Origin of the sequence: Salinivibrio sp. MA427 (assembly GCF_001996115.1) — a bacterium.
GTDB lineage: Bacteria > Pseudomonadota > Gammaproteobacteria > Enterobacterales > Vibrionaceae > Salinivibrio > Salinivibrio costicola.
The window spans coordinates 1-20,075 of the sequence record NZ_MUFH01000020.1 but is presented as its reverse complement, the minus strand read 5'-3'; the positions used below and the strand labels follow the sequence as shown (position 1 = coordinate 20,075).

The 20,075-nt window shown below is 50.5% G+C and carries 20 protein-coding genes; all 20 read right to left on the bottom strand.

Annotated features, from left to right (window positions below):
* On the bottom strand, positions 1–506 hold a 506-nt coding region (locus BZG79_RS03470; RefSeq protein WP_199877523.1), incomplete at its 3' end, for an AAA family ATPase.
* The gene (gene flhF, locus BZG79_RS03465; RefSeq protein ID WP_077669120.1) at positions 499–2,037 is read right to left on the bottom strand and encodes a flagellar biosynthesis protein FlhF; all 1,539 of its coding nucleotides are present in this window, start codon (positions 2,035–2,037) and stop codon (positions 499–501) included. The genes BZG79_RS03470 and flhF, both read right to left, overlap by 8 nt.
* 25 nt (positions 2,038–2,062) lie before the next feature.
* Positions 2,063–4,168, bottom strand: a complete 2,106-nt coding sequence (gene flhA / locus BZG79_RS03460; RefSeq protein ID WP_021023071.1) for a flagellar biosynthesis protein FlhA — start codon at positions 4,166–4,168, stop codon at positions 2,063–2,065.
* Positions 4,169–4,362: 194 nt separating this feature from the next.
* On the bottom strand, positions 4,363–5,499 hold the full coding sequence (gene flhB, locus BZG79_RS03455; RefSeq protein ID WP_077576583.1) for a flagellar biosynthesis protein FlhB: 1,137 nt from the start codon (positions 5,497–5,499) through the stop codon (positions 4,363–4,365).
* A complete protein-coding gene (gene fliR / locus BZG79_RS03450; RefSeq protein ID WP_077576582.1) occupies positions 5,499–6,287 on the bottom strand; it encodes a flagellar biosynthetic protein FliR in 789 nt (262 codons plus the stop codon). Before fliR ends, flhB begins: the two co-directional genes overlap by 1 nt.
* An 11-nt stretch (positions 6,288–6,298) precedes the next feature.
* Positions 6,299–6,568 carry a flagellar biosynthesis protein FliQ gene (fliQ, locus tag BZG79_RS03445; RefSeq protein WP_021023068.1) on the bottom strand — a complete coding sequence of 90 codons (270 nt, stop codon included), beginning with the start codon at positions 6,566–6,568 and terminating at the stop codon, positions 6,299–6,301.
* An 11-nt stretch (positions 6,569–6,579) separates the two neighbouring features.
* A complete protein-coding gene (gene fliP, locus BZG79_RS03440) occupies positions 6,580–7,419 on the bottom strand; it encodes a flagellar type III secretion system pore protein FliP (protein WP_077460311.1) in 840 nt (279 codons plus the stop codon).
* A complete protein-coding gene (fliO, locus tag BZG79_RS03435; RefSeq protein WP_158009968.1) occupies positions 7,416–7,808 on the bottom strand; it encodes a flagellar biosynthetic protein FliO in 393 nt (130 codons plus the stop codon). The genes fliP and fliO overlap by 4 nt, the downstream gene beginning before the upstream one ends.
* A 1-nt stretch (position 7,809) precedes the next feature.
* Entirely contained in the window at positions 7,810–8,208 is a 399-nt protein-coding gene (fliN, locus tag BZG79_RS03430) for a flagellar motor switch protein FliN (RefSeq protein ID WP_021023065.1), read from the bottom strand.
* Between the two features lie 29 nt (positions 8,209–8,237).
* Positions 8,238–9,308: a flagellar motor switch protein FliM gene (gene fliM, locus BZG79_RS03425; RefSeq protein ID WP_077678589.1), complete on the bottom strand. Its 1,071-nt coding sequence runs from the start codon at positions 9,306–9,308 to the stop codon at positions 8,238–8,240.
* 8 nt (positions 9,309–9,316) lie between these two features.
* Positions 9,317–9,808 carry a flagellar basal body-associated protein FliL gene (gene fliL / locus BZG79_RS03420; protein WP_021023063.1) on the bottom strand — a complete coding sequence of 164 codons (492 nt, stop codon included), beginning with the start codon at positions 9,806–9,808 and terminating at the stop codon, positions 9,317–9,319.
* A gap of 35 nt (positions 9,809–9,843) precedes the next feature.
* On the bottom strand, positions 9,844–11,433 hold the full coding sequence (locus BZG79_RS03415; RefSeq protein WP_077773724.1) for a flagellar hook-length control protein FliK: 1,590 nt from the start codon (positions 11,431–11,433) through the stop codon (positions 9,844–9,846).
* Between the two features lie 96 nt (positions 11,434–11,529).
* Positions 11,530–11,979, bottom strand: coding sequence for a flagellar export protein FliJ (fliJ, locus tag BZG79_RS03410; RefSeq protein WP_021023061.1), 450 nt, complete (start codon positions 11,977–11,979; stop codon positions 11,530–11,532).
* A gap of 3 nt (positions 11,980–11,982) precedes the next feature.
* Positions 11,983–13,302, bottom strand: a complete 1,320-nt coding sequence (fliI, locus tag BZG79_RS03405) for a flagellar protein export ATPase FliI (RefSeq protein ID WP_077576580.1) — start codon at positions 13,300–13,302, stop codon at positions 11,983–11,985.
* The gene (locus BZG79_RS03400; RefSeq protein ID WP_077576579.1) at positions 13,299–14,279 is read right to left on the bottom strand and encodes a flagellar assembly protein FliH; all 981 of its coding nucleotides are present in this window, start codon (positions 14,277–14,279) and stop codon (positions 13,299–13,301) included. Before BZG79_RS03400 ends, fliI begins: the two co-directional genes overlap by 4 nt.
* A 29-nt stretch (positions 14,280–14,308) precedes the next feature.
* The gene (gene fliG / locus BZG79_RS03395) at positions 14,309–15,361 is read right to left on the bottom strand and encodes a flagellar motor switch protein FliG (RefSeq protein ID WP_021023058.1); all 1,053 of its coding nucleotides are present in this window, start codon (positions 15,359–15,361) and stop codon (positions 14,309–14,311) included.
* A complete protein-coding gene (gene fliF / locus BZG79_RS03390; RefSeq protein ID WP_077460305.1) occupies positions 15,351–17,126 on the bottom strand; it encodes a flagellar basal-body MS-ring/collar protein FliF in 1,776 nt (591 codons plus the stop codon). The genes fliG and fliF overlap by 11 nt, the downstream gene beginning before the upstream one ends.
* Positions 17,127–17,141: 15 nt before the next feature.
* The gene (gene fliE, locus BZG79_RS03385) at positions 17,142–17,453 is read right to left on the bottom strand and encodes a flagellar hook-basal body complex protein FliE (protein WP_021023056.1); all 312 of its coding nucleotides are present in this window, start codon (positions 17,451–17,453) and stop codon (positions 17,142–17,144) included.
* Positions 17,454–17,563: 110 nt separating this feature from the next.
* Positions 17,564–18,976: a sigma-54 dependent transcriptional regulator gene (locus BZG79_RS03380; protein WP_077660434.1), complete on the bottom strand. Its 1,413-nt coding sequence runs from the start codon at positions 18,974–18,976 to the stop codon at positions 17,564–17,566.
* On the bottom strand, positions 18,973–20,022 hold the full coding sequence (locus BZG79_RS03375; protein WP_021023054.1) for an ATP-binding protein: 1,050 nt from the start codon (positions 20,020–20,022) through the stop codon (positions 18,973–18,975). The genes BZG79_RS03380 and BZG79_RS03375 overlap by 4 nt, the downstream gene beginning before the upstream one ends.
* Between the last annotated feature and the right edge of the window lie 53 nt (positions 20,023–20,075).

Sequence of the window (20,075 nt, the reverse complement as noted above, 5' to 3'; positions counted from 1 at the left end):
ATCGACGTGGGCTCATCACAGACCACAATGACGACATCTTGTGCCGCGCGCGAGAAGCTCAATACCATATCAGAAATACCCGCCGCCGTATCCACTAAGAGTACATCAACCTCTTCTTCGAGTGTACCAAAAGCACGAATTAAACCAGCATGTTGGGCGGGTGTCAGCTCTGTCATGCCTTGAAGGCCAGACGAAGCGGGGACGATTTTCATACCATGCGGCCCTTCCAGAATAATATCTTTGAGGTCACAGGCACCTTGGAGAACATGCGATAGGTTTTTACCCGCCCGCAATCCAAGTAATACGTCTACATTGGCGAGGCCAAGGTCGGCGTCAAGCACCATCACTTTTTTGCCCTGACGAGCCATGGACGCGGCCATCCCTAACGTAACGTTAGTTTTTCCTACGCCACCTTTCCCCCCGGTTACGGTAATAACCTTGGTACGTGACGGATTGGTTAAACGGCGAAGGCCGCTTGCTTGATCTTGCATGGTTGTCTCAATCATAAAAGTCCGCCCCATTCGACTCTGGGACATCGCTGCTCCAGAAGTGATTGTGCTGATCCGTGCCTGACTCCAACATTTCACTGGCTTTTACCACCAGAAATTGTCCCGTGGCTTGGCGGATATCTTCCGGCACACGTTGCCCATCGGCCAAGTAGGCCACAGGCAAGGCATTTTCGATGGTGACACACAATAATTCACCGAGGCTGAGCGACTCATCTAGCTTGGTCAGTACACATCCCGATAAAGGGATACGGCGAAAGTGTTCGATGGTTTCTTGCAATACGCGGCGCTGCGATGTCGCAGGCAACACCAGCAAGCTACGGATATGTGAGCCACTGTTTTGCATCAGGGTATCCAGTTGCTCCGACAACCGAAGATCACGCTGTCCCATTCCAGCGGTATCTAGCAATATCAAGCGTCTATGACGCAGTTGATAGAGGATATCGGCAAGCTCATCCGCATCTTTAGCGACTTTAACGGGACAGCCAAGGATTCGCCCATACGTGGCGAGTTGCTCATGGGCACCGATACGGAAGGTGTCCGTGGTGACTAAGGCAATATCCTCAGGGCCAAATTCCATCGCGGCGCGCGCAGCTAACTTAGCAATGGTGGTCGTTTTCCCCACTCCTGTAGGACCAAGCAAGGCAATCACGCCCCCGGTTTCTAGCATGTTCTCATCAACCGTAATCACTTGATCAGCCACCAAATCTAACAGCGCTTGCCACGCCTCATTCGGCGGCGTTTCTTCTGGGATATAACACGCCAGTTGATCGGCCAGTTCAGAGGATAGCCCCATCCGCTCTAAGCGTTTGATTAGCATCGCTCTTAATGGCTCTCGACGTTCCACCTCTTGCCACATCAACCCCGATAACTGGTGTTCAAGTAAGCTTCGAATCGAGGCCATTTCTTGACGCATGGCATCAATTTCTTTATCCGAGGCTTGCGATTGCCGTCCTTCAAACCGGGACGGATCGAGCTGCGGTTTAGCGGGCGATGAACGGGGCGCTGGTGATGCATCTTGCCAACCTGAGCGACCATTGCTCTTTAACTGGCGACGAGGCTCATAGCCACGACCCAGTGCCGACTGACGCGCGTCAGTTGGAGGTTGGGGGCGCGAACCGTGACCTGATTGCTTTTGCTGACGCTGTAGCAAGGCAGTGAGCGAGTCAGCTTCGGTTTCGGGTTCAGTTGGCTGTGATTGTTCCCGATACTCATCAAGCATCGCAGAAAAGCGAGGCGGTCGCTTGCTTTGCCCATTTTGACGCGCGTGGCTTTGCTGACGCTGGCGCAATTGAACTTGATCATCAGCCAATTGCCGATGTGCCTGTGAATAGGCGTTTGCCGACTGCTGCTGCGCCTTAGGAGCAGGCTTATCCGGCATCGGCTCAGTGTCTGCATCCACAGCCGCGACAATCTCTACGCCACCTGTCACTTTTTTGTTAGACATGATAACGGCATCCGCGCCCAGCTCTTCTTTCACTTGGCTCAGCGCAGCTCTCATATCTTTTGCAAAAAAACGTTTTATTTTCAAAGCACGGCCCTACTCATAAACGAGGTTAATTGTTGCCAACCGCATTAACGATACGAATTTGTTTTTCGTCCGGTACTTCCTGGTAAGACAACACACGTAACGTCGGAATCGTATTCTTGACAAATTTTGCGAGCGTGGCTCTCAACACACCCGATGTCAGCAATACCGCAGGCTCACCTTGTAGTTCTTGCTGCTGAGTTGCTTCAGCCAGTGAAGACTGTAACCGCTCAGCAAGACCAGGTTCTATGCCTGTTGACTCCCCACCGGACGCCTGCATTGTTTTATGCAACATCTGTTCCAGTTCAGGAACAAGGGTGATAACCGGTAGCTCAGGCGCGCTGCCATTGATTTCTTGGACAATCAAGCGACGCAGAGCAATCCGCACTGCTGCCGTTAGGATGTCGGGATCTTGACTCTTTCCTGTGTACTCCGCCATGGTCTGCACAATGGTGCGGATATCACGGATAGGAATCGCTTCACTGAGCAAGTTCTGGAGCACTTTGACTAACACGCTCAGTGGGATCTGATCGGGAATAAGCCCTTCCACCAAACGAGGAACTTGTTTACCCAGCATATCTATCAAGTTCTGCGCTTCTTCATGGCCGAGTAGTCGCTCGGCATTATTGGTGAGCATTTGGCTCAGGTGTGTCGCCAGTACCGTTGCTGAATCAACCACTGTGTAGCCTAAGGCTTGCGCGTGCTCGCGCTGGCTCGGCTCTATCCAGACGGCCTCTAAGCCAAACGCCGGGTCTTGAGTCGGTTCACCGTCAATGGGTCCGAACACTTGGCCTGGATTAATTGCTAATTCATGTTGGGGGTGTACCTCTGCTTCACCGACCGCGACGCCCATTAACGTAATGCGGTAGTTATGCGGTGGTAACTCTAGGTTATCGCGAATGTGTACGGGCGGGATTAAAAAGCCAAAGTCTTGCGAGAGTTTTTTACGCACCCCTTTCACTCGATCTAACAATTCGCCCCCTTGGTCTCGGTCGACCATAGCGATGAGCCGATAGCCCACTTCGAGGCCAATGACATCAACCGGTTGAACATCATCCCAGGACAGCTCTTTTGGTGCCGGAGGGGCTGCATCAGGGACATCAGACTGCTCTGGCGCTTGTTGTGCTTTTTGATACTGCTGGTATTTCCAATATGCCAGCCCACCACAAGCCAACGCCAAAAATAGAAAAGGCAGGTGTGGCATACCAGGCACCACGCCCATGATCGTCAGAATACCGGTGGCAATCATGAGGGCACGTGGATTATCAAACAGCTGGAACACCACCTGCTGTCCCATATCCTCATCGGTATTTTGACGCGTCACCATAATGGCGGCACCAATGGATAACAGCAATGAAGGGATTTGCGCGACAAGACCGTCACCAATGGTGAGCAAGGTATACACTTCTATCGCGTCTGAAAATCCTAAATCATGTTGGCCCATACCGATAGACAGCCCACCAACAATGTTGATGAAAAGAATCAAGATCCCGGCAATCGCATCGCCTTTAACAAATTTGGACGCACCATCCATCGAGCCATAGAAGTCAGCCTCTTGCGTCACTTCTTGGCGCCGAGCACGCGCTTGCTCTTGATCGATTAACCCTGCGTTCAAGTCGGCATCAATGGCCATTTGCTTACCGGGCAACGCATCCAAGGTAAAACGCGCCGTGACCTCGGAAATCCGGCCTGCGCCTTTGGTGACAACCATAAAGTTAATGATCATCAAAATCAGGAAGACGACCAAACCGACAGCGTAGTTGCCACCAATCACGACTGACCCAAATGCACCAATGACCTGACCGGCTGCATCGGGGCCCTCGTGACCATAAAGCAAAACCACCCGGGTAGAGGCAACATTAAGTGCTAGTCTCATCAAGGTTGCAATTAACAACACCGCGGGGAAGGCAGCAAATTCAAGAGGGCGGCGGGTATAAATAGTGACCAGCAATACAATCAACGACAAGGCAATGTTGAAAGAAAACATTAAGTCGAGCAGCATCGGCGGTACAGGCAGCACCACCATCGCTAAGGTGGCCAATACCAGTACCGGTGCGCCGATCGCCGGCATCGCACCCAAGCGGTGGTAAGGTACCTTGTCAGAAAATGGCAATCGCCACTTGGCTTTTAACATGTCAGGCGTTTAAGTCCATGATTGGTGAACGTGGGCCAGTTGCCACGCGGAAATAAAACGAGAGTGCAAGGCAAGCAATTTTTACGCCAGAAAAAGCGGATAATGTGTCAGCTTTTTGGCGCGTCTACCAGCCAAAAAACACCGACAAGCAACCCGATAGCGGGACTTCGTTCACGCGTACGATGACACCATGGTTAATCGTGTTTCAAATCGGTAGGGATGGGTAAGTAGGTATCATCTGGGCGCGTGGGCCGCCGGCCTCGGCCTTTTTTGTATTGCTTGAGCTGGAAGACATACGCTAACACCTGAGCAACGGCAGTAAACAAACCGTCTGGGATCTGCTGCTCTAGCTCGGTACTGAAATACAGCGCGCGTGCTAGCGGTGGTGCAGGTACAATGGCAACATCATATTCTGCTGCAATTTCACGAATCTTCAGTGCGGTAAAATCAGAGCCTTTGGCTATCACAACCGGCGCACTATCCATGTCGCTGTTGTAGCGTAACGCCACCGAATAGTGCTCAGGGTTAGTGACCACAACATCAGCTTGAGGCACATCGGCCATCATCCGACGTTGCGCCATTTCCCGTTGCAGCATGCGAATACGCCCTTTAACTTCAGGGCTACCTTCGGTCTCTTTGTGCTCGTCTTTGACCTCTTGTTTAGTCATCTTCAGCTGCTCATTGTGTTGCCAAATTTGGAATGGCACATCAATCACCACCACCACCAACAGTGAACAACAGACCAACAACACAAAGTCCAATAAAATATTTAACGCGTGATAAAGATTGCTGGGGAAGGTATCGATCGTCAGCTCAAAAAACTCTTCTAAGTTGATATAGACCAAATAGGTCGCAACGCCGGCGACTAGCAAGACTTTCAACACTGACTTCAACAGCTCGACGAGCCCTTGGGTACCAAACATACGCTTGAAGCCAGAAATCGGGCTCATTTTTGATAATTTGGGCCGCGCGGCTTCCCAAGAGAAGCTGACACCTCCCAAACCTGCTGCGCCGACGAGGCCGGAGATAAATAACACCACAAGGATCAAGCCTAAGGGCAGTATTAGATGCAGTAGCTCACCAACGACCACCAGCATCAGCTCTGAGCTATCGAAGATTTCAGCACGCGAAAGTGAAAACAAGCGCGTCATCAGCGCCATTAACGCTTCGCCCAACGCTTGTCCAAACCACATTAAACTGACGGCACCTACCACCAGAACAGCCACTGACGCTAGTTCTCTTGAGCGCGGTACTTGGCCCTTTTCCCGCGCCTGCTCCTGCCTTCGGGGTGTGGCGTCTTCTGTTCTTTCCTGACCGTCACTCTCTGCCATTAGTTAAACTCGCAATTCAGCCGGATAAGGGAGCAAATTTGATTGAGCCCGGTTTGCCAATGGTTGTTGTAGTGCGTCAACATACCGGACAGTAAGTACCAACTGATCAACAACCCCATCAACAATGCAAATGCAAAGCCAAGTGAGAAAATATTAAGTTGTGGCGCCGCTCGGGTCATCACACCAAAAGACAAATTGACCACCAACAAAGCAATGACACCTGCCAGCGACATACTCAATGCGACCTCGAACATGATCCCAAACCATGCTGCGAGGCTGCGATAATCTGCGGCCCCTATCATCTCGCCAATGGGGAGCGTCTCAAAGCTCATTACCACTAGGTTAAGCATTTTCAAATGGCCATCGGTGGACAGAAATAACATAACGGCCAAGAAGAGATAAAACTGACCCAATAGTGGCGTGTTTTGACCGTTGGCTGGATCCACCATTGACGCAAAACCCAAACTTGATTGCATCCCCAAGATCTGGCCGAGGATGACAAAGGTTTGGGTAATGAACTGCGTGACTAGCCCCATCGCAACGCCAATCACGACTTGCTGCGCGAGCACCATAAATCCGGCAAATGACACTAACTCAATGTCCTCTGGCACCGCAGGAAGTGCAGGCATGACCGCAAAGGTAATCGCAAGAGAAAGGTATAAACGGATCCGGGTAGGCACGAAACGGGCACCAAAAAACGTCATCGCCATCATCATCGATGAGATGCGTGTAAACGGCCAAAAGTAGTTAGCCATCCAAGATAAAATCACCGAGGCCGGATATTCCATATGCCTTTCCGTCAGTACAGAATGGTTGGGATGTGATCAATCAAACGATAAAAATATTCCATCAACATCCGTGTCATCCAATGACCAAAAAACATCAGCGCAATAAACGTCGCAATTAAACGGGGAAGAAAACTGAGTGTCTGCTCGTTGATCGAGGTTGCCGCTTGGAATACAGCGACGATCAAACCGACTAACAAACCCGGCACGACAATCGCAGACACTAACAGTAGTACCAGGTAAAGCGCATCCTGGAACAGTTCAACAAACGCTTCCGGGGCCATTGCTGCCTCCTTTAGCCAAAACTGGCGGCGAGGGTAGAAAGGATCAAATTCCACCCATCAACCAACACGAAGAGCATTAATTTAAACGGTAATGACACTATCATGGGCGACAACATCATCATACCCATCGCCATCAATACCGACGCTACCACCAAGTCAATCACCAAAAACGGTAAGAACAGCATGAATCCAATTTGGAACGCGGTTTTCAGTTCTGATGTCACAAATGCGGGGATCAGTACGGTCATTGGCACCTGCTCTGGCTCGTCAACTTGAGCGCCCGACATATTGACAAAGGTTTCCAAATCTTTGACACGGGTTTGCCTAAGCATAAACTCTCGTAGTGGCACTTGCACCCGAGTGAAGGCCTCACGCGCTGTCATCTGCTCATTGATATACGGCTGTACCGCCTCTGTATTCATTTTATCGATCACCGGCGACATGATGAACAAGGTCAAAAACATGGCGATGCCAATAATGACTTGATTGGACGGCGTTTGCTGTAACCCCATCGCTTGGCGAAGGATCGCCATCACCACCACAATGCGGGTAAAGGACGTCATTAAAATGACGACCGCTGGCAAAAACCCCAACGCGGTCATCAGCGCTAAAATTTGTAAGGTCACGGAGTAGTCTTCGCTACCATCCGGATTGACTCGCATGGTCACCGCAGGGATCCCGCCTCCGGTATTGCGCTGCGTTTCCAGGCGAACCGCTTCACCGCTATCATTCAGTGACTCGGTTGTGATGCTTTCCTGGGCGGGCGTGGCTTCTTGCTCGGCGAAAGCAAACGGTGTCATCAAAGTGGCCACCACCAAAACCCAGACTGCCAATAGCGTGCGTATCGTCATTTTCGATTCAATAGTTGGCTAAGCTGATTTGCAAAGCGAGAGTGAGAGTCTGGCGAAGTCGGCGCTGTTGTGGGCACCGGATTATCTAGCGCTTTTAATAGCTGCACCTGAGAAGCTGTGACACCGATGACAAGTTGCTCTCCATGTACGTCCACAACTAATATCCGCTCTTTTTGGCCAATAGCTAATTGACTGACAATTTTGATCCCATTGCTTTGCTGCGCCAAGCCAGGGAGCTTAAGCCGACGTAATAGCCACGCTAAGCCAAAGATTAATGCCAACACCAGCCCGAGAGACAACAGCATTGTCACTATGCTTACGTCTGGCGCCGCTGCCCAAGCGGGCATCGGCACCAACAATATTGCCCAAACGCGTCGGTTCACGATCATCTTATCGTAGCTTCTTAATTCGCTCAGTTTGACTGATGACATCGGTAAGACGAATACCAAATTTATCGTTAACCACCACCACTTCACCGTGGGCGATCAAGGTACCGTTCACCAGAACATCGAGCGATTCACCTGCAAGACGGTCGAGTTCAACCACCGAGCCTTGGTTAAGCTGGAGAAGATTCCGAATATTAATCTGGGTGTGTCCCACTTCCATCGAAATGGTCACCGGAATATCGAGAATCGCATCGAGCTTACGTTGTTCATCCGCGCCCAGTTGCTTCTCACTGTCGTCAGTGAGCTCATCCAATGGTGCCGCTTGTACATCATCTGATCCTTCCGAATCAGACTGCTCAGCCAGGGCAGCAGCCCAATCATCATCTACATCATTTTGATCCATGACGTCTTACCCCTGTTTACTGGTCTTATTCACTGAGTTTTACCTTGTTTACCATCAATCGGTAAATCTTCCTCGAGATCATCGAGTAGCTCAGGTTTATCCTGTAATAGCGAAATATCAGACTTCGCCATATCAGGTCGTTTTAGTTTTTCAACAATTTTCAGTGCCAGTTTATCGTTAGACTGGCCCATTTTCGCTCGATAGGTTGGCAAATCTTCCACAAAAACCGTACATGCATCTGGCATATCAACCGGGATCACATCCCCTTTTTGTAACTCCATCAAATCGCGCAACGATAAGGTCACATCGAGTAGTTTTGCACTGAGTTCCACATTTACGTCCAAGATTTCATCACGTAGCGCTTTACTCCAGCGCACGTCGGTATCCATCTTGTCACTTTGTACCCCGGCGTCGAGGAGCTCACGGATTGGCTCCAGCATCGAATAAGGCATGACCATATGAATGTCACCGCCCCCGCCATCCAGTTCGATGTGGAATGAACTGACCACAATCACTTCCGATGGACTGACAATATTTGCCATCGCTGGGTTGACTTCCGAATCAAGATACTCAAAGGCCACTTCCATAACAGGGGCCCACGCGTCTTTATAATCCTCAAACATCAGCTTCAGCAGCATCTGTATGACGCGTCGTTCGGTTGGGGTAAATTCGCGCCCTTCGATCCGAGCATGAAATCGGCCATCGCCACCAAAGAAGTTTTCAACCAAAATAAAGACCAGTCGGGCCTCCATGGTGATTAAGCTCGTCCCTTTTAGTGGACGAAACCGTACCATGTTTAAACTGGTCGGAACGTATAACGTGTTTTGGTACTCGCCAAACTTCATCATCTGCACGCCGTTTATCGAAACTTCGGCGGTTTTCCGCAGCATATTGAACAAGCTGATGCGCATGTGACGCGCAAAACGCTCATTGATAAGCTCGAGCGTCGGCATGCGCCCGCGCACAATTCTATCTTGTGACGAGAAGTCGAAGGAGACCGTCCCATCTTCTCCAACCTCGGGCTCATTATCGTCGTCATCGACGTCGTCAACGCCGTGAAGGAGCGCGTCAATCTCGTCTTGGCTGAGTAAGTCAGTCACGTCATCACCTATTGCATCACAAACCCAGTGAAGAGAACCCGCTCTACCACCGGCTCACCCGTTACTTTAATTAAAGCCGCGCGCACATTCTCAGCGGACTGACGCCGGACTTCTAGCTGACCTTGAGGGGTCCGCAGTTGCTCAACTGTGGCAGCACCAAAGGTATTGAGTAACGCGTGTTCTACCAGCGGCAAATTTTCCTTCGCTAGCGCTTCTCTCTCACTACCACGCACCAATAATTGTGCATTCACTTGCACCAGCCGCTGTTGTTCATCACCGGTCACGTTAAAGACAAACGGCTGAGGTAGCGTGACATAAATGGCCGGAAGCGTGTTATTTTCTTCCTCCAAGACAATATCGTCCTGGCTTTTATCGTCACCCGATAAAAAGAAAAAAGCCCCACCGCCTACGGCCGCCAATAACACCACAGCAGCAACAATGATAATGATGAGCTTTTTCTTGCCCCCGCCTTGTTCCGAGGTTGCGTTGTCATTTGCCATGGCTATTCATGCTCCTCATTATTGGTGCGTTTTGATCAAGCATAGTAATCGACAGCGCGATCATTGTGTGAAACGTTTAACGCGTGCCCTGCTAACATCGCGTCATCATTGTCCTCACCGGTCGTTAATCCAAGAGGTGAGCCGCCTGACGACCCTGCCCCAGCATGATTTTGTTGTCCTGAAGCCATTTGTTGCGCGCCACTGTCTTGCTGCTGAACGGATCCTTGAGCCAACTGTAAGCCTTGTTGCTGTAGCATATCACGAAGCCGCGGCATTGCTTGTTCAACCGCGTCTCGCGCTTGCTGGTTGGCGACTGTAATGTGAACCGTCGCTTGATCGTTGTTCATTCCCAACTTAATTTGCATTCGCCCTAGCTCAGGAGGATCAAGCCGAATATCAACCTGCTTGAGGTTTTTTGACAGCATGATGTTAATACGCTCCGTCAAGGCAGCACCAGCTTCTGTGGGCGTTTGTCCGAGCGGGAGGGGCGCCTGTGCACTCTGCGCTGCTTGCATATCTTGTCGTGCCGTGGCGGACTGGGCCGACGACAACCCTAAACCACTGGCCAATTGTTGCGCTAAGTTTTCAGGGCGTGTGGCTCCCTCTGCTGTGCTAGAAGCACTGCTACTTGTCAATGCGGTGTTCGCTTGACCCGCTTGCTCTGCCATCGCTTTTAATGCGGCTTTGCTGAGGTCATCCGACTGGCCCATTTTTCCTGCTAATAACGACGCTGGATTGGCATTGGGGGTCGCTGCTGATTTTGTATCATGACGCGGTTTATCGGTCAGCTCGCTACCCTTTAATAGTGTCGCGCCTTCTTTTGTGATGCTCTCTTTCAGGGGGCCCTCTTTTAGCAGGCTCTCTTTCCCGCTCCCTTCTTTCGCCAGCATTTCCTTCTCTTTGCTTAGAGATGCTGGATTATCTGTCTCTTGTTGCGCTTTGGCGGTTGACCATTTTATCGCGCTTCCATCCGATTCAAGCGCGTTATCTTTGCGATGTGCAGCACTCTCAGCGTCAAGTGATTGCGTCGCTCTTACTTGACTTGCCAACGCCGCCAACTGATCCGGCGATAACTGATCGAGTACTTTTTCGGGTGACACACCCTCCGGCAAGTTTTTGGCCAGCTCAGTCAATAACGCTTGCCTGTCGATCAACTCTTCTGTGTTATCACCGTCTATCTGCACACTTTCATCATCATCAGATTGCGTCACGTTTAGCGCCTGTGCTGATAACGCATCCGCACTGGCAGATAAGGGATCAGCGTCGGCAGTAGGCAAAGATTTGCCATTAAGCATGGCTGCCGCTTGATTCAGTCGCATCAGCAGTGCTTGGCTCTCTTCCATGGCTGTCATATCGGCAATTTCGGCCATTTCCGCTTCGCTAAACATGCCATCAGCAAGCATCGCCTCGGCATCAATTGCCTGACCATCAACCAGTAAAGTCTTGCCATCTTGGGTCAGTTTAATCGGTATGTCGCCTTGCTCACCCTTGCCATCAATGGACTGGCGCAACGCCGCTAAAAAGCCGGTATTTTTATCACCTTTTACCTCGCCTGTCGCACCGTCATTGGTCGCGGGAGGGGTTTTAGGTGAGAGATTGGAAAGCGTCAGCGTAGACTGCGTCATAAGTTTCTCGTCATTACCTTATGGTTATCCTTTAAACCGAGCCTCAATGTGCTGGCATGTCGGTAATGATAAAGCAATTATCGCGCCATTTTATTCTTAGGAAAAGGGAGAGGGACGTCGGCGTGCAATAATTGCTGCCATTTCATCCATTTGACGCTGTTCTTGATAATGAGCACGTTCCGCTTCTTCTCGCGCTCGCTTTTCGATTAACCACTCGAGAGACTGCCGGTGTTGGCGTGTTTGTTGCCATGCTTGACGGCACTGTTCTAAATGATCCTTAAACTGATGCTCAGCACCTCGTTGCTTTGCCAAGGTTTCATCAAGCTGGACGATAAATTTATTAAGATGGCCAAACGCGCTGGCAGAGAGCCCTGACTGACCCCGGTCAGACATTTGTCGGCAATATTCCAGACGATACTGCTCAATTTGCTCGAGCTGGTGATAATAGCCATCTAATGCTTGCTGGGCTTCACTGACGCTAAGTTGCGCCTGCTTTTCATCTTCTTGGGCCTTTTCTAACAATAAATGCAGTGCATGGTCAGCCATAAATTATCCTTGCAAGGTTGAGCGCAACATATTGACGCACATATCGAAAGGGACCACCTCTTTCATCCCTTGTTGCAAATAATTATCCAGTTTTGGCTTCAGATGAAAGGCTTGGTCCACGGCTGCATCACTGCCTGGCTTGTACGCGCCAATTGAGACCAAGTCTTGGTTTTTGCGGCAAACGGACAACACTTGCCGCACCGCTTTCGACATCAAGATTTGCTCGTCACTGGTAATATTCGGCATCACACGGCTTACCGAGCGTTCGACATCAATCGCCGGATAATGCCCACCATCCGCCAATTCGCGAGATAACACGATGTGACCATCAAGAATGGCGCGTGCAGCGTCGGCAATTGGATCTTGTAAGTCATCACCTTCGGTCAATACAGTAAAAAATGCCGTGATCGAGCCCTGCCCGACAGCACCATTTCCTGCACGCTCGACTAATGAGGGTAAACGGGCAAATACCGAGGGTGGGTAGCCTTTGGTCGCGGGAGGTTCACCCACGGATAATGCGATCTCACGTTGTGCCTGAGCAAAACGTGTTAATGAGTCCATCAGCAAAAGCACATCCAACCCAAGATCGCGAAAATACTCAGCGATCGTTAGTGCCGTTTGGCAGCCTTTTAAGCGCACAAGCGGCGATGAATCAGCAGGGGCGGCGATAACGACGGCACGGGCCCGGCCCTCCTCCCCTAAGATATCATCGATAAATTCTTTTACTTCTCGGCCACGTTCGCCAATCAGCCCCACAACCACAACTTGTGCCGTGGTGCCACGTGTCATCATCCCAAGCGTTACGGATTTACCCACACCAGAGCCGGCAAACAACCCAATTCGCTGCCCTTTACCGACAGTAAGCAGACCGTTAATCGCTTTAATCCCCACATCGAGGGGTTCTCTAATTGGCTGTCTCGCTAATGGGTTGATGGGAGTACCTTCTAAACTGGCCTGCTTATCAGTGTAGATATCCCCTTTGCCATCCAGTGGGTTTCCCATACCGTCGATAACACGGCCAAGCAGCTCCATGCCTACGGAAAGTTGGCTACGTTCAGATAAAGGCGTCACGCGTGCACCCGGGAGTACCCCAGAGACTTGTTCATTTGGCATCAAGTACAACAACTCTCCGGCAAACCCCACCACTTCCGCTTCGATGGTTCCATTTAAGGTCTCGACCGCACAAACAGAACCGATGGGCGCCCGGCAGCCGATCGCTTCGAGCGTTAAGCCGACCATTCGTACCAATTTTCCGGATGCCACGGGTTTTGGCGCAAGGTTATCTAATTGACACAGCTTTAAGCGCTCAGCCAGCTGACTCATGACGACACGCCGTCATCATCGCTGGATGAGGAGGATGAAGCATGAGGTTTTGCTTGCGCTTGCGCTTGTGCCGCTGCGTCTGACGACGGTTGCGCCGACGACTTGAGCGTATCGGCTTCAGTATTGGACGTATTAACACTGGGATCGTCAGCGCCAGACGTGGAAGACTGGGATGGCACTGATTGCCGTGACTGGTTTTTCCCTTGAAACTCGCGGAGCAACGCGTCCACCCGTTCACTGTATTGATAATCAACCACAGAATCTTTCGATTTCACATGTACATCACCACGCGCTAACGCGGGCTCTGATTGTAACGTCCAATCCCGTGAGGCTAACATGGCGTCGTCGTAGGCTTCGGTGACCACGGCATAATCATCAGGATGTAACGCGGCTATGACGGGATGATCCGCCACGGGGAGTGCAGCTATCGATGCGCGTAATGTCTGTAAAATGACCTGCGGATTGGTTTCTAACTCCACGCCGGTCAGCGACTTAGTCAATGCTTGGACCATTACCAAAAGTTGCTGTTCGACGTCTATATCAAGCTTCTCCAATGGATGACTGAGCTGATTAAGAATGGTGTCAAGATGCTGACAGCGCGTCTCAATTAATGCTTTTCCCTCTTCAACACCCTGCTCATACCCTGCCTTTTTGCCTTCTTCGAACCCTTTTTCGTGCCCTTCTTCTAGGCCACCCTCTAGCCCTTCTTGATGCCCGAGTTGTTTGCCTTCTTCATAGCCTTCGTCATAACCTTGTTGCCGAATCGCTTCTAGGGCATCGGCCGTTAATGGCTCTGGGGCCGGCTCACTTTCTTCAACGTCAGTATCCGCTTCTGGCTCCCAGCTCGGATCATAATTGAGCGCAGTATCTTTGGGCAGATTATCTCGATCGCCATAAGGCGGCAGTGTCCAACGATCGATCGTTTCGGCGTCAGCTTCATTGGCACGAATATAGCCACGGCGTTTATCTAAACTCATCGACAACCTCTACGCGAAAGAAAAGCAACTTATACAAACTCATCACCGCCGCCACCAGTGAGCATCAGCTCACCGGCATCGGCAAGGCGACGCGCAACGGAAAGGATTTCTTTTTGTGCCCCTTCAACATCGGAGACACGAATTGGCCCCATGGCTTCGATATCATCTTGCAGCATTTCGGCCGCACGTTTAGACATGTTGCGATAGATTTTCTCGCGTAAATTATCTTCCGCTCCCTTAAGTGCTTTTTGCAGCACTTCTTGCGGCACATCGCGCAATAGGGTCTGTATACCGCGGTCATCCACATCAATTAAGTTGTCAAAGACAAACATCAAGTCTTGGATTTGTGATGCCATCTCTTCGTCCTGATCACGAATGGAGTCCATTAAGACACCTTCTACACTGTTGTCCATGTAGTTCATGATTTCGGCAGCCGCTTTTAAGCCACCAATTTTGGCGGCTTGAGCACCCGCTTGGCCAGCAAACTGCTTCTCCATGATTTCGTTTAGTTCGTGTAATGCCGCTGGCTGGACTTCTTCTAAGTTGGCGATCCGCATCATCAGATCGAGCCGGTCACGCTCAACAAACTGGGAGAGAATTTCTGCTGAATGTTCAGGATCTAAGTATGACAGCACGATAGTTTGAATCTGCGGGTGCTCGTTGATGATGATGCTGGCGACTTGACGCGGATCCATCCATTTGAGTGAGTCTAAGCCTTTGGAGCCACTGCCAAGCAAGATTTGGTCAACCAAGTTATTAGCTTTGTCTTCACCCAGCGCCGCCACCAGTGCGTTACGCACAAAGTCTTCGCTTCCCATCCCAATCGATGTGTATTTTTGGATTTCTTCCAAAAACGCACGATGCACCGCCGCGACCTTGTCCGAGTTAAGATCGGTCATTGATGTCATCGCCGAACCGACTCGCTGCACTTGTTTAGGTTCGAGGTGTCGAATGATGCTTGCTGCATCTTGCTCACTTAAACTTAACAGTAAGATGGCGGCTTTCTCAATCCCACTTAAAGAGCTGATATCGAAACTTGAGCCGGCTTGCTCTTCACCCGTGTTTGCGACTTCATTTGCCATCTTCGGTCACCCAGTTTTTTACCGCTTGTGCGGCCAAGTCTGGCTCATTGGCGACCAGCGCTCGGACCGCTTTTAGCAAGTCTTCGTCTTTATGTAAGTTTGGCAGCTCAACATCTGACGCTGACATGGCAAAATTACTCGAGCCATCGAGCTCTGAACCAATCAAACCAACGTCATCGCCATCTGGGGTAATGGGTAGGCCATCCGGACCCAAGATTTCGCCATTAGGCCCGACAGTATTGCCATCTTCGTCGATATTGGGGTACAACAGCTTTTTCATCGCTGGGCGAACCAACACCACAATAATCACGATAATGACTAAAGCAGCCGCCAACCAGCGTACCCAATCATTAAAGTTTGGATGATCCCAGATAGCAACATCTTGTTCGGCAGCTTGCTCAGGTTCAACAAATGGTACGGCGATCACTTCAAGCACATCACCGCGCTGCTCACTAAATCCTACCCCGCCCATTAATAAGCGGCGGATTTTTGCCAGTTCATCATCCGTTAAAGGCTCTTTAACCACATCACCGGTGTCCGGATCGACACTTTGCTTAAAATTCACCGCCACTGAAACAGTTTGGCGGTCGATCACGCCTGATTGCGCGCGCCGATGACGAATTGTCGTATCTAATTCAAAATTACGCGTCGCTTCTCGACTGACCGAACCATTTCCGCCTGCGCCATTTTTTAAATCTCGCACATCCTCTGGAATAGAGGCGTCCGCTGGTGGTTGATTGCTTAATGCCCCAGGGATACCAGCCACACGGTCGGAGCCGTTATAATCTTCACGTGTGTATTCACTGCGCGTCGCTGGCGTATTGGGGTTATATTGCCGTTGCGTTTCTTCCAACGAGCTAAAATCCAGGGCAACATCGACTTGAGAGGTATAATTCCCTAAGCCCAAAACAGGGATGAGAATGGAATCAATTTTTTCCCGTAACTGGCGCTCTTGTTTACGTTCTAATTCGTACTCTTTTCGCCGCGCCGCCGACGCTGGATCTTCACTGCCTGAGTTGAGCAAACGTCCGTGCTGATCGGTGACGGTTACGCGCGTAGGTTTCAGAGAAGGCACTGCGGAGGCCACCATATCAACAATCGAGTCGACTTCTTCCTGGCCTAGGGTATTACGCCCGCCAAGGGTCAAAAAGACCGTTGCGGATGCTTCTTGGTTGTGACGCACAAAAACACTCTGTTTGGGCAGCGCCAACAGTACTCTCGCGTTTCGCACTTGACGCACTTCTTCGATCGCTGCCGCCAGTTGACGTTCACGACTCAGTTTTAAGCGTTCTGTTTCAAGCTTTTGCGATACACCAAAGCCCATATCATTGAGCAAAATATCGTCGCCCTCTGCCGTGGCTGTATTTAAGCCCGCTCGGGTGAGCCCAAGACGAATGGACGAGTAATCGCTAGAGGGAACGCGGATGGTGTTTCCATCGAGTTGATAATCGACTTTGCTTTGATCTAGGTGATCGAGAACCGGAATAAGCTCTTCCGTTTCGTACGTACCCAGTGGCCGCATCTCTGGCTCTTGTACCCAGAAAAAAAGCATCATGATCAGGGCCACGCAGATCGCGACCGCGAGCACCAAGATCAGTTGACGCACCATGTCGAGATCGCCAAATATCGAATTTGACGACGCCGATTGTTCGAGTGCATCCGGATCTTGCGCGCTTTGCTCCGCGTCTAGCGTTGCATCGGTCGATGGTAATGCTGCTGCACCATCTGACACCGCGAGATCGGTATTTTGATTCTCTTCAGCCACTGATTAATTCCTACATTAAACAGGCATGTTCATTAATTCTTTATACGCTTCAACCAGTTTGTTGCGCGTTTGCACTGTTGCGTCAAAGGCCACACTGGATTTGTTCCGAGCGATCATGACATCCGATAAGCTCACATTACGATCGCCTTCATCAAACCGGGTGGCGAGTTCACCGGATGTTTTTTGCAGTCCATTGACATGATTAATGGCACTGGAGAGCATATCGCCAAACTCTTGGCTAACTTGCTGTCCCGTGGCAGGCTGAGACACATTTTTCGCGGCTACCGCCATGGCTTGCATTTCTTGCGTCAGGGCATTGGCTTTCATCGTCGATCCTTCCTGTGTCAATTTTTTGTCAAATGAGTCAGATTTCTATCAGATATCTGTGTGTTTGCAACTTTGAGACCACTTTAGCAAAAAGCCGCAACACCGCGCGATTATTGGGGAATATCGATGCCAGCATCACGCATTTTGGCTAATTTGTAGCGTAAGGTTCTCGGGCTAATCCCAAGGCGTTCTGCTACATCTTTGCGGCGTCCTTCACAAGCGCGGATCGTTTCTAAAATAATAGAAAATTCCTGATCGCGTAACTCATTGCCCAATCCTACGCCATTGGGGGGCTGCTCAACATGCTCAGTGGCCGTTGGAGGAGAAGCCGGCGCTTGTGCTTGGTGGTTAAAGCGCGTATTCATTACTTGATTTTGTAAGCTAGACGCATCTTGCCAATCTTGCCCCTCCAGTAGAATATCAGAGGCTTGAATGTGCGACTGCGTGGCCAAGATTAATGCGCGTTGCATAACGTTATCGAGCTCTCTGACATTACCAGGCCACGGGTACGCGAGCAGTTTCTGTTCGGCATCTGGATGCAAACTTGGGCAAGGTAAGCCTTGTTTTTGGCAGTGGCGTGACAGTAAATAATGCGCCAGTGGAATAATATCGCCGAGCCGATCACTGAGCGCCGGCCAAGTGATGGGAAAGACATTCAAGCGATAGTAAAGATCTTCTCGAAAGTGGCCTTGCGCTACGTATTCTTTTAAGTCGCGGTTACTGGTGGCAAGCACCCGCAAATCAAGCTGGATACTTTTTCGTCCACCTAAACGCTCAACCTCACGCTCTTGCAACACGCGTAGTAATTTCGCTTGCAACCCAAGCTCCATCTCACTGATTTCATCCAGTAAAATGGTTCCGCCTTGTGCCTGTTCAAACTTGCCCGGGCAAGCCTGAACCGCGCCAGTAAAGGCCCCTTTTTCGTAGCCAAATAACGTGGCTTCTAACATGTTTTCTGGAATCGCGGCACAGTTAATGGCGACAAAAGCGGCATTGGCACGTGCTGAATGATCGTGAATATAGCGCGCCATGACTTCTTTTCCTGAGCCTGAAGGCCCTAAGATCATCACATTCGCATCGGTATTTGCTACTTTGTCTGCCAACGCCAGTAAGGCGACGCTTTTTGGATCTTCAGCAATCGCATCGGAGTCATCGGTTTTGACAGGGGCATAGCGGCTCACCATATTTAACAGCACTTCGGGGGCAAACGGTTTAGCCATGTAATCGATCGCGCCCTCTTTCATCGCCGCCACGGCATCTTCGATGTTGGCATAGGCCGTCATCAGCAAAACCGGTAAATTCGGCATGTGTGTTTTAATCGAGCGCAAAAGTGCAAGGCCATCCATTCCTGCCATTTGCACGTCAGAGACGACAATATCAATGGCCTCTGATTTCAGGGTCACTAAGGCTTGCTCGGCACTGTCCGCTTCTCGCCAGTGATACCCTGCCAGCGCCAGTGTATCGACAAGCGCTTCGCGCAACCCTTCATCATCTTCCACGATTAGCACGGTTGTTTGGCTCATTGTGTTTCTCCTACGCTCTCACCATGATCTGCCACCGCCCCTTTGGCAAGCGGCAAACACAATGTAAAACAGGCCCCTTTTTCAGGCTCAGATTGTAAGGTGAGCTTGCCATCATGGGCATGACACACCATTTGCACAACGGCGAGGCCAAGACCTGTCCCCTGTTGTCGCGTGGTAAAAAAAGGCTCAAGGACTTTGGCATGTAACTCCGGCGCGATGCCTGGCCCGTTATCCGCCACCGAAAGTAAAAGGTTATCGCCCTGCAGCCGTGAATCGACAACGACTTGGCAGCCTTTGCCCGCCACCTGGACAGCATTAATCACAAGATTACTTAAGGCACTGGCTAACGCATTGGGGTTGCCCAACACCTTTACACTTTCGTCGTCACTGTTAATTGCAAAATCAACATCATGTCCTTGAACGACCGCATCCACCATGGGCTCAAATTCATTAAATAGCTGTTCGACACTGAATACCTTGACCACGTTATTGTCGCCGCCTTTGGCAAATAGCAACATGTCATTGACTTGCTTTTCCAGATCATGCAAACGGTCTAACAACTTGAATTGAAAACGCTGCCTGGTCGCATTATTCAGGTTTGGGGCACCTAGGTTGGACGCATACAAAATGGCACTCGATAGTGGCGTACGCACCTGATGCGCTAATGATGCCACCATTTTACCTAACGATGATAAGCGTTGTAGATCACTGACACGCGATTGCAATAAACGGGTTTCGGTCATATCGGTAATTAAAATGAGCTGCCCCGAATCGGACGCTGAGATGGCCAGCTTTACTCGCCGACCATCTTTTAGTGATACCTCGTGCCCATCATCGTCACGTGGGGAAAAAGCCCGTTGTATCACCTCAAACCAACGCTGCTGAGTCAATGGCTCACCCAGTAGTCGATGCGCCTCTGGATTGGCTTCAGCAACACGTCCATTGGCGTCCAGCAAGATAACCCCCGCAGGCATAACATCCAGAACTTGCTTATATCGAGTAACTTGTTGATCCACTGATCCAAGTGGCGACGATTGGGTTTCCATTTAAGCAATACACATTTCAATCAAGGTTTTACTCATTTAAGCAGGGATTATGC

What these genes read in the sequence shown, in the direction of transcription:
- flhA (WP_021023071.1), bottom strand. Translation starts at nt 4,168, where the DNA reads ATGTTAAAAGCCAAGTGGCGATTGCCATTTTCTGACAAGGTACCTTAC.
- flhB (WP_077576583.1), bottom strand. Translation starts at nt 5,499, where the DNA reads ATGGCAGAGAGTGACGGTCAGGAAAGAACAGAAGACGCCACACCCCGA.
- fliR (WP_077576582.1), bottom strand. Translation starts at nt 6,287, where the DNA reads ATGGAATATCCGGCCTCGGTGATTTTATCTTGGATGGCTAACTACTTT.
- fliQ (WP_021023068.1), bottom strand. Translation starts at nt 6,568, where the DNA reads ATGGCCCCGGAAGCGTTTGTTGAACTGTTCCAGGATGCGCTTTACCTG.
- fliP (WP_077460311.1), bottom strand. Translation starts at nt 7,419, where the DNA reads ATGACGATACGCACGCTATTGGCAGTCTGGGTTTTGGTGGTGGCCACT.
- fliO (WP_158009968.1), bottom strand. Translation starts at nt 7,808, where the DNA reads ATGATCGTGAACCGACGCGTTTGGGCAATATTGTTGGTGCCGATGCCC.
- fliN (WP_021023065.1), bottom strand. Translation starts at nt 8,208, where the DNA reads ATGGATCAAAATGATGTAGATGATGATTGGGCTGCTGCCCTGGCTGAG.
- fliL (WP_021023063.1), bottom strand. Translation starts at nt 9,808, where the DNA reads ATGGCAAATGACAACGCAACCTCGGAACAAGGCGGGGGCAAGAAAAAG.
- BZG79_RS03415 (WP_077773724.1), bottom strand. Translation starts at nt 11,433, where the DNA reads ATGACGCAGTCTACGCTGACGCTTTCCAATCTCTCACCTAAAACCCCT.
- fliJ (WP_021023061.1), bottom strand. Translation starts at nt 11,979, where the DNA reads ATGGCTGACCATGCACTGCATTTATTGTTAGAAAAGGCCCAAGAAGAT.
- fliI (WP_077576580.1), bottom strand. Translation starts at nt 13,302, where the DNA reads ATGAGTCAGCTGGCTGAGCGCTTAAAGCTGTGTCAATTAGATAACCTT.
- BZG79_RS03400 (WP_077576579.1), bottom strand. Translation starts at nt 14,279, where the DNA reads ATGAGTTTAGATAAACGCCGTGGCTATATTCGTGCCAATGAAGCTGAC.
- fliG (WP_021023058.1), bottom strand. Translation starts at nt 15,361, where the DNA reads ATGGCAAATGAAGTCGCAAACACGGGTGAAGAGCAAGCCGGCTCAAGT.
- fliE (WP_021023056.1), bottom strand. Translation starts at nt 17,453, where the DNA reads ATGAAAGCCAATGCCCTGACGCAAGAAATGCAAGCCATGGCGGTAGCC.
- BZG79_RS03380 (WP_077660434.1), bottom strand. Translation starts at nt 18,976, where the DNA reads ATGAGCCAAACAACCGTGCTAATCGTGGAAGATGATGAAGGGTTGCGC.
- BZG79_RS03375 (WP_021023054.1), bottom strand. Translation starts at nt 20,022, where the DNA reads ATGGAAACCCAATCGTCGCCACTTGGATCAGTGGATCAACAAGTTACT.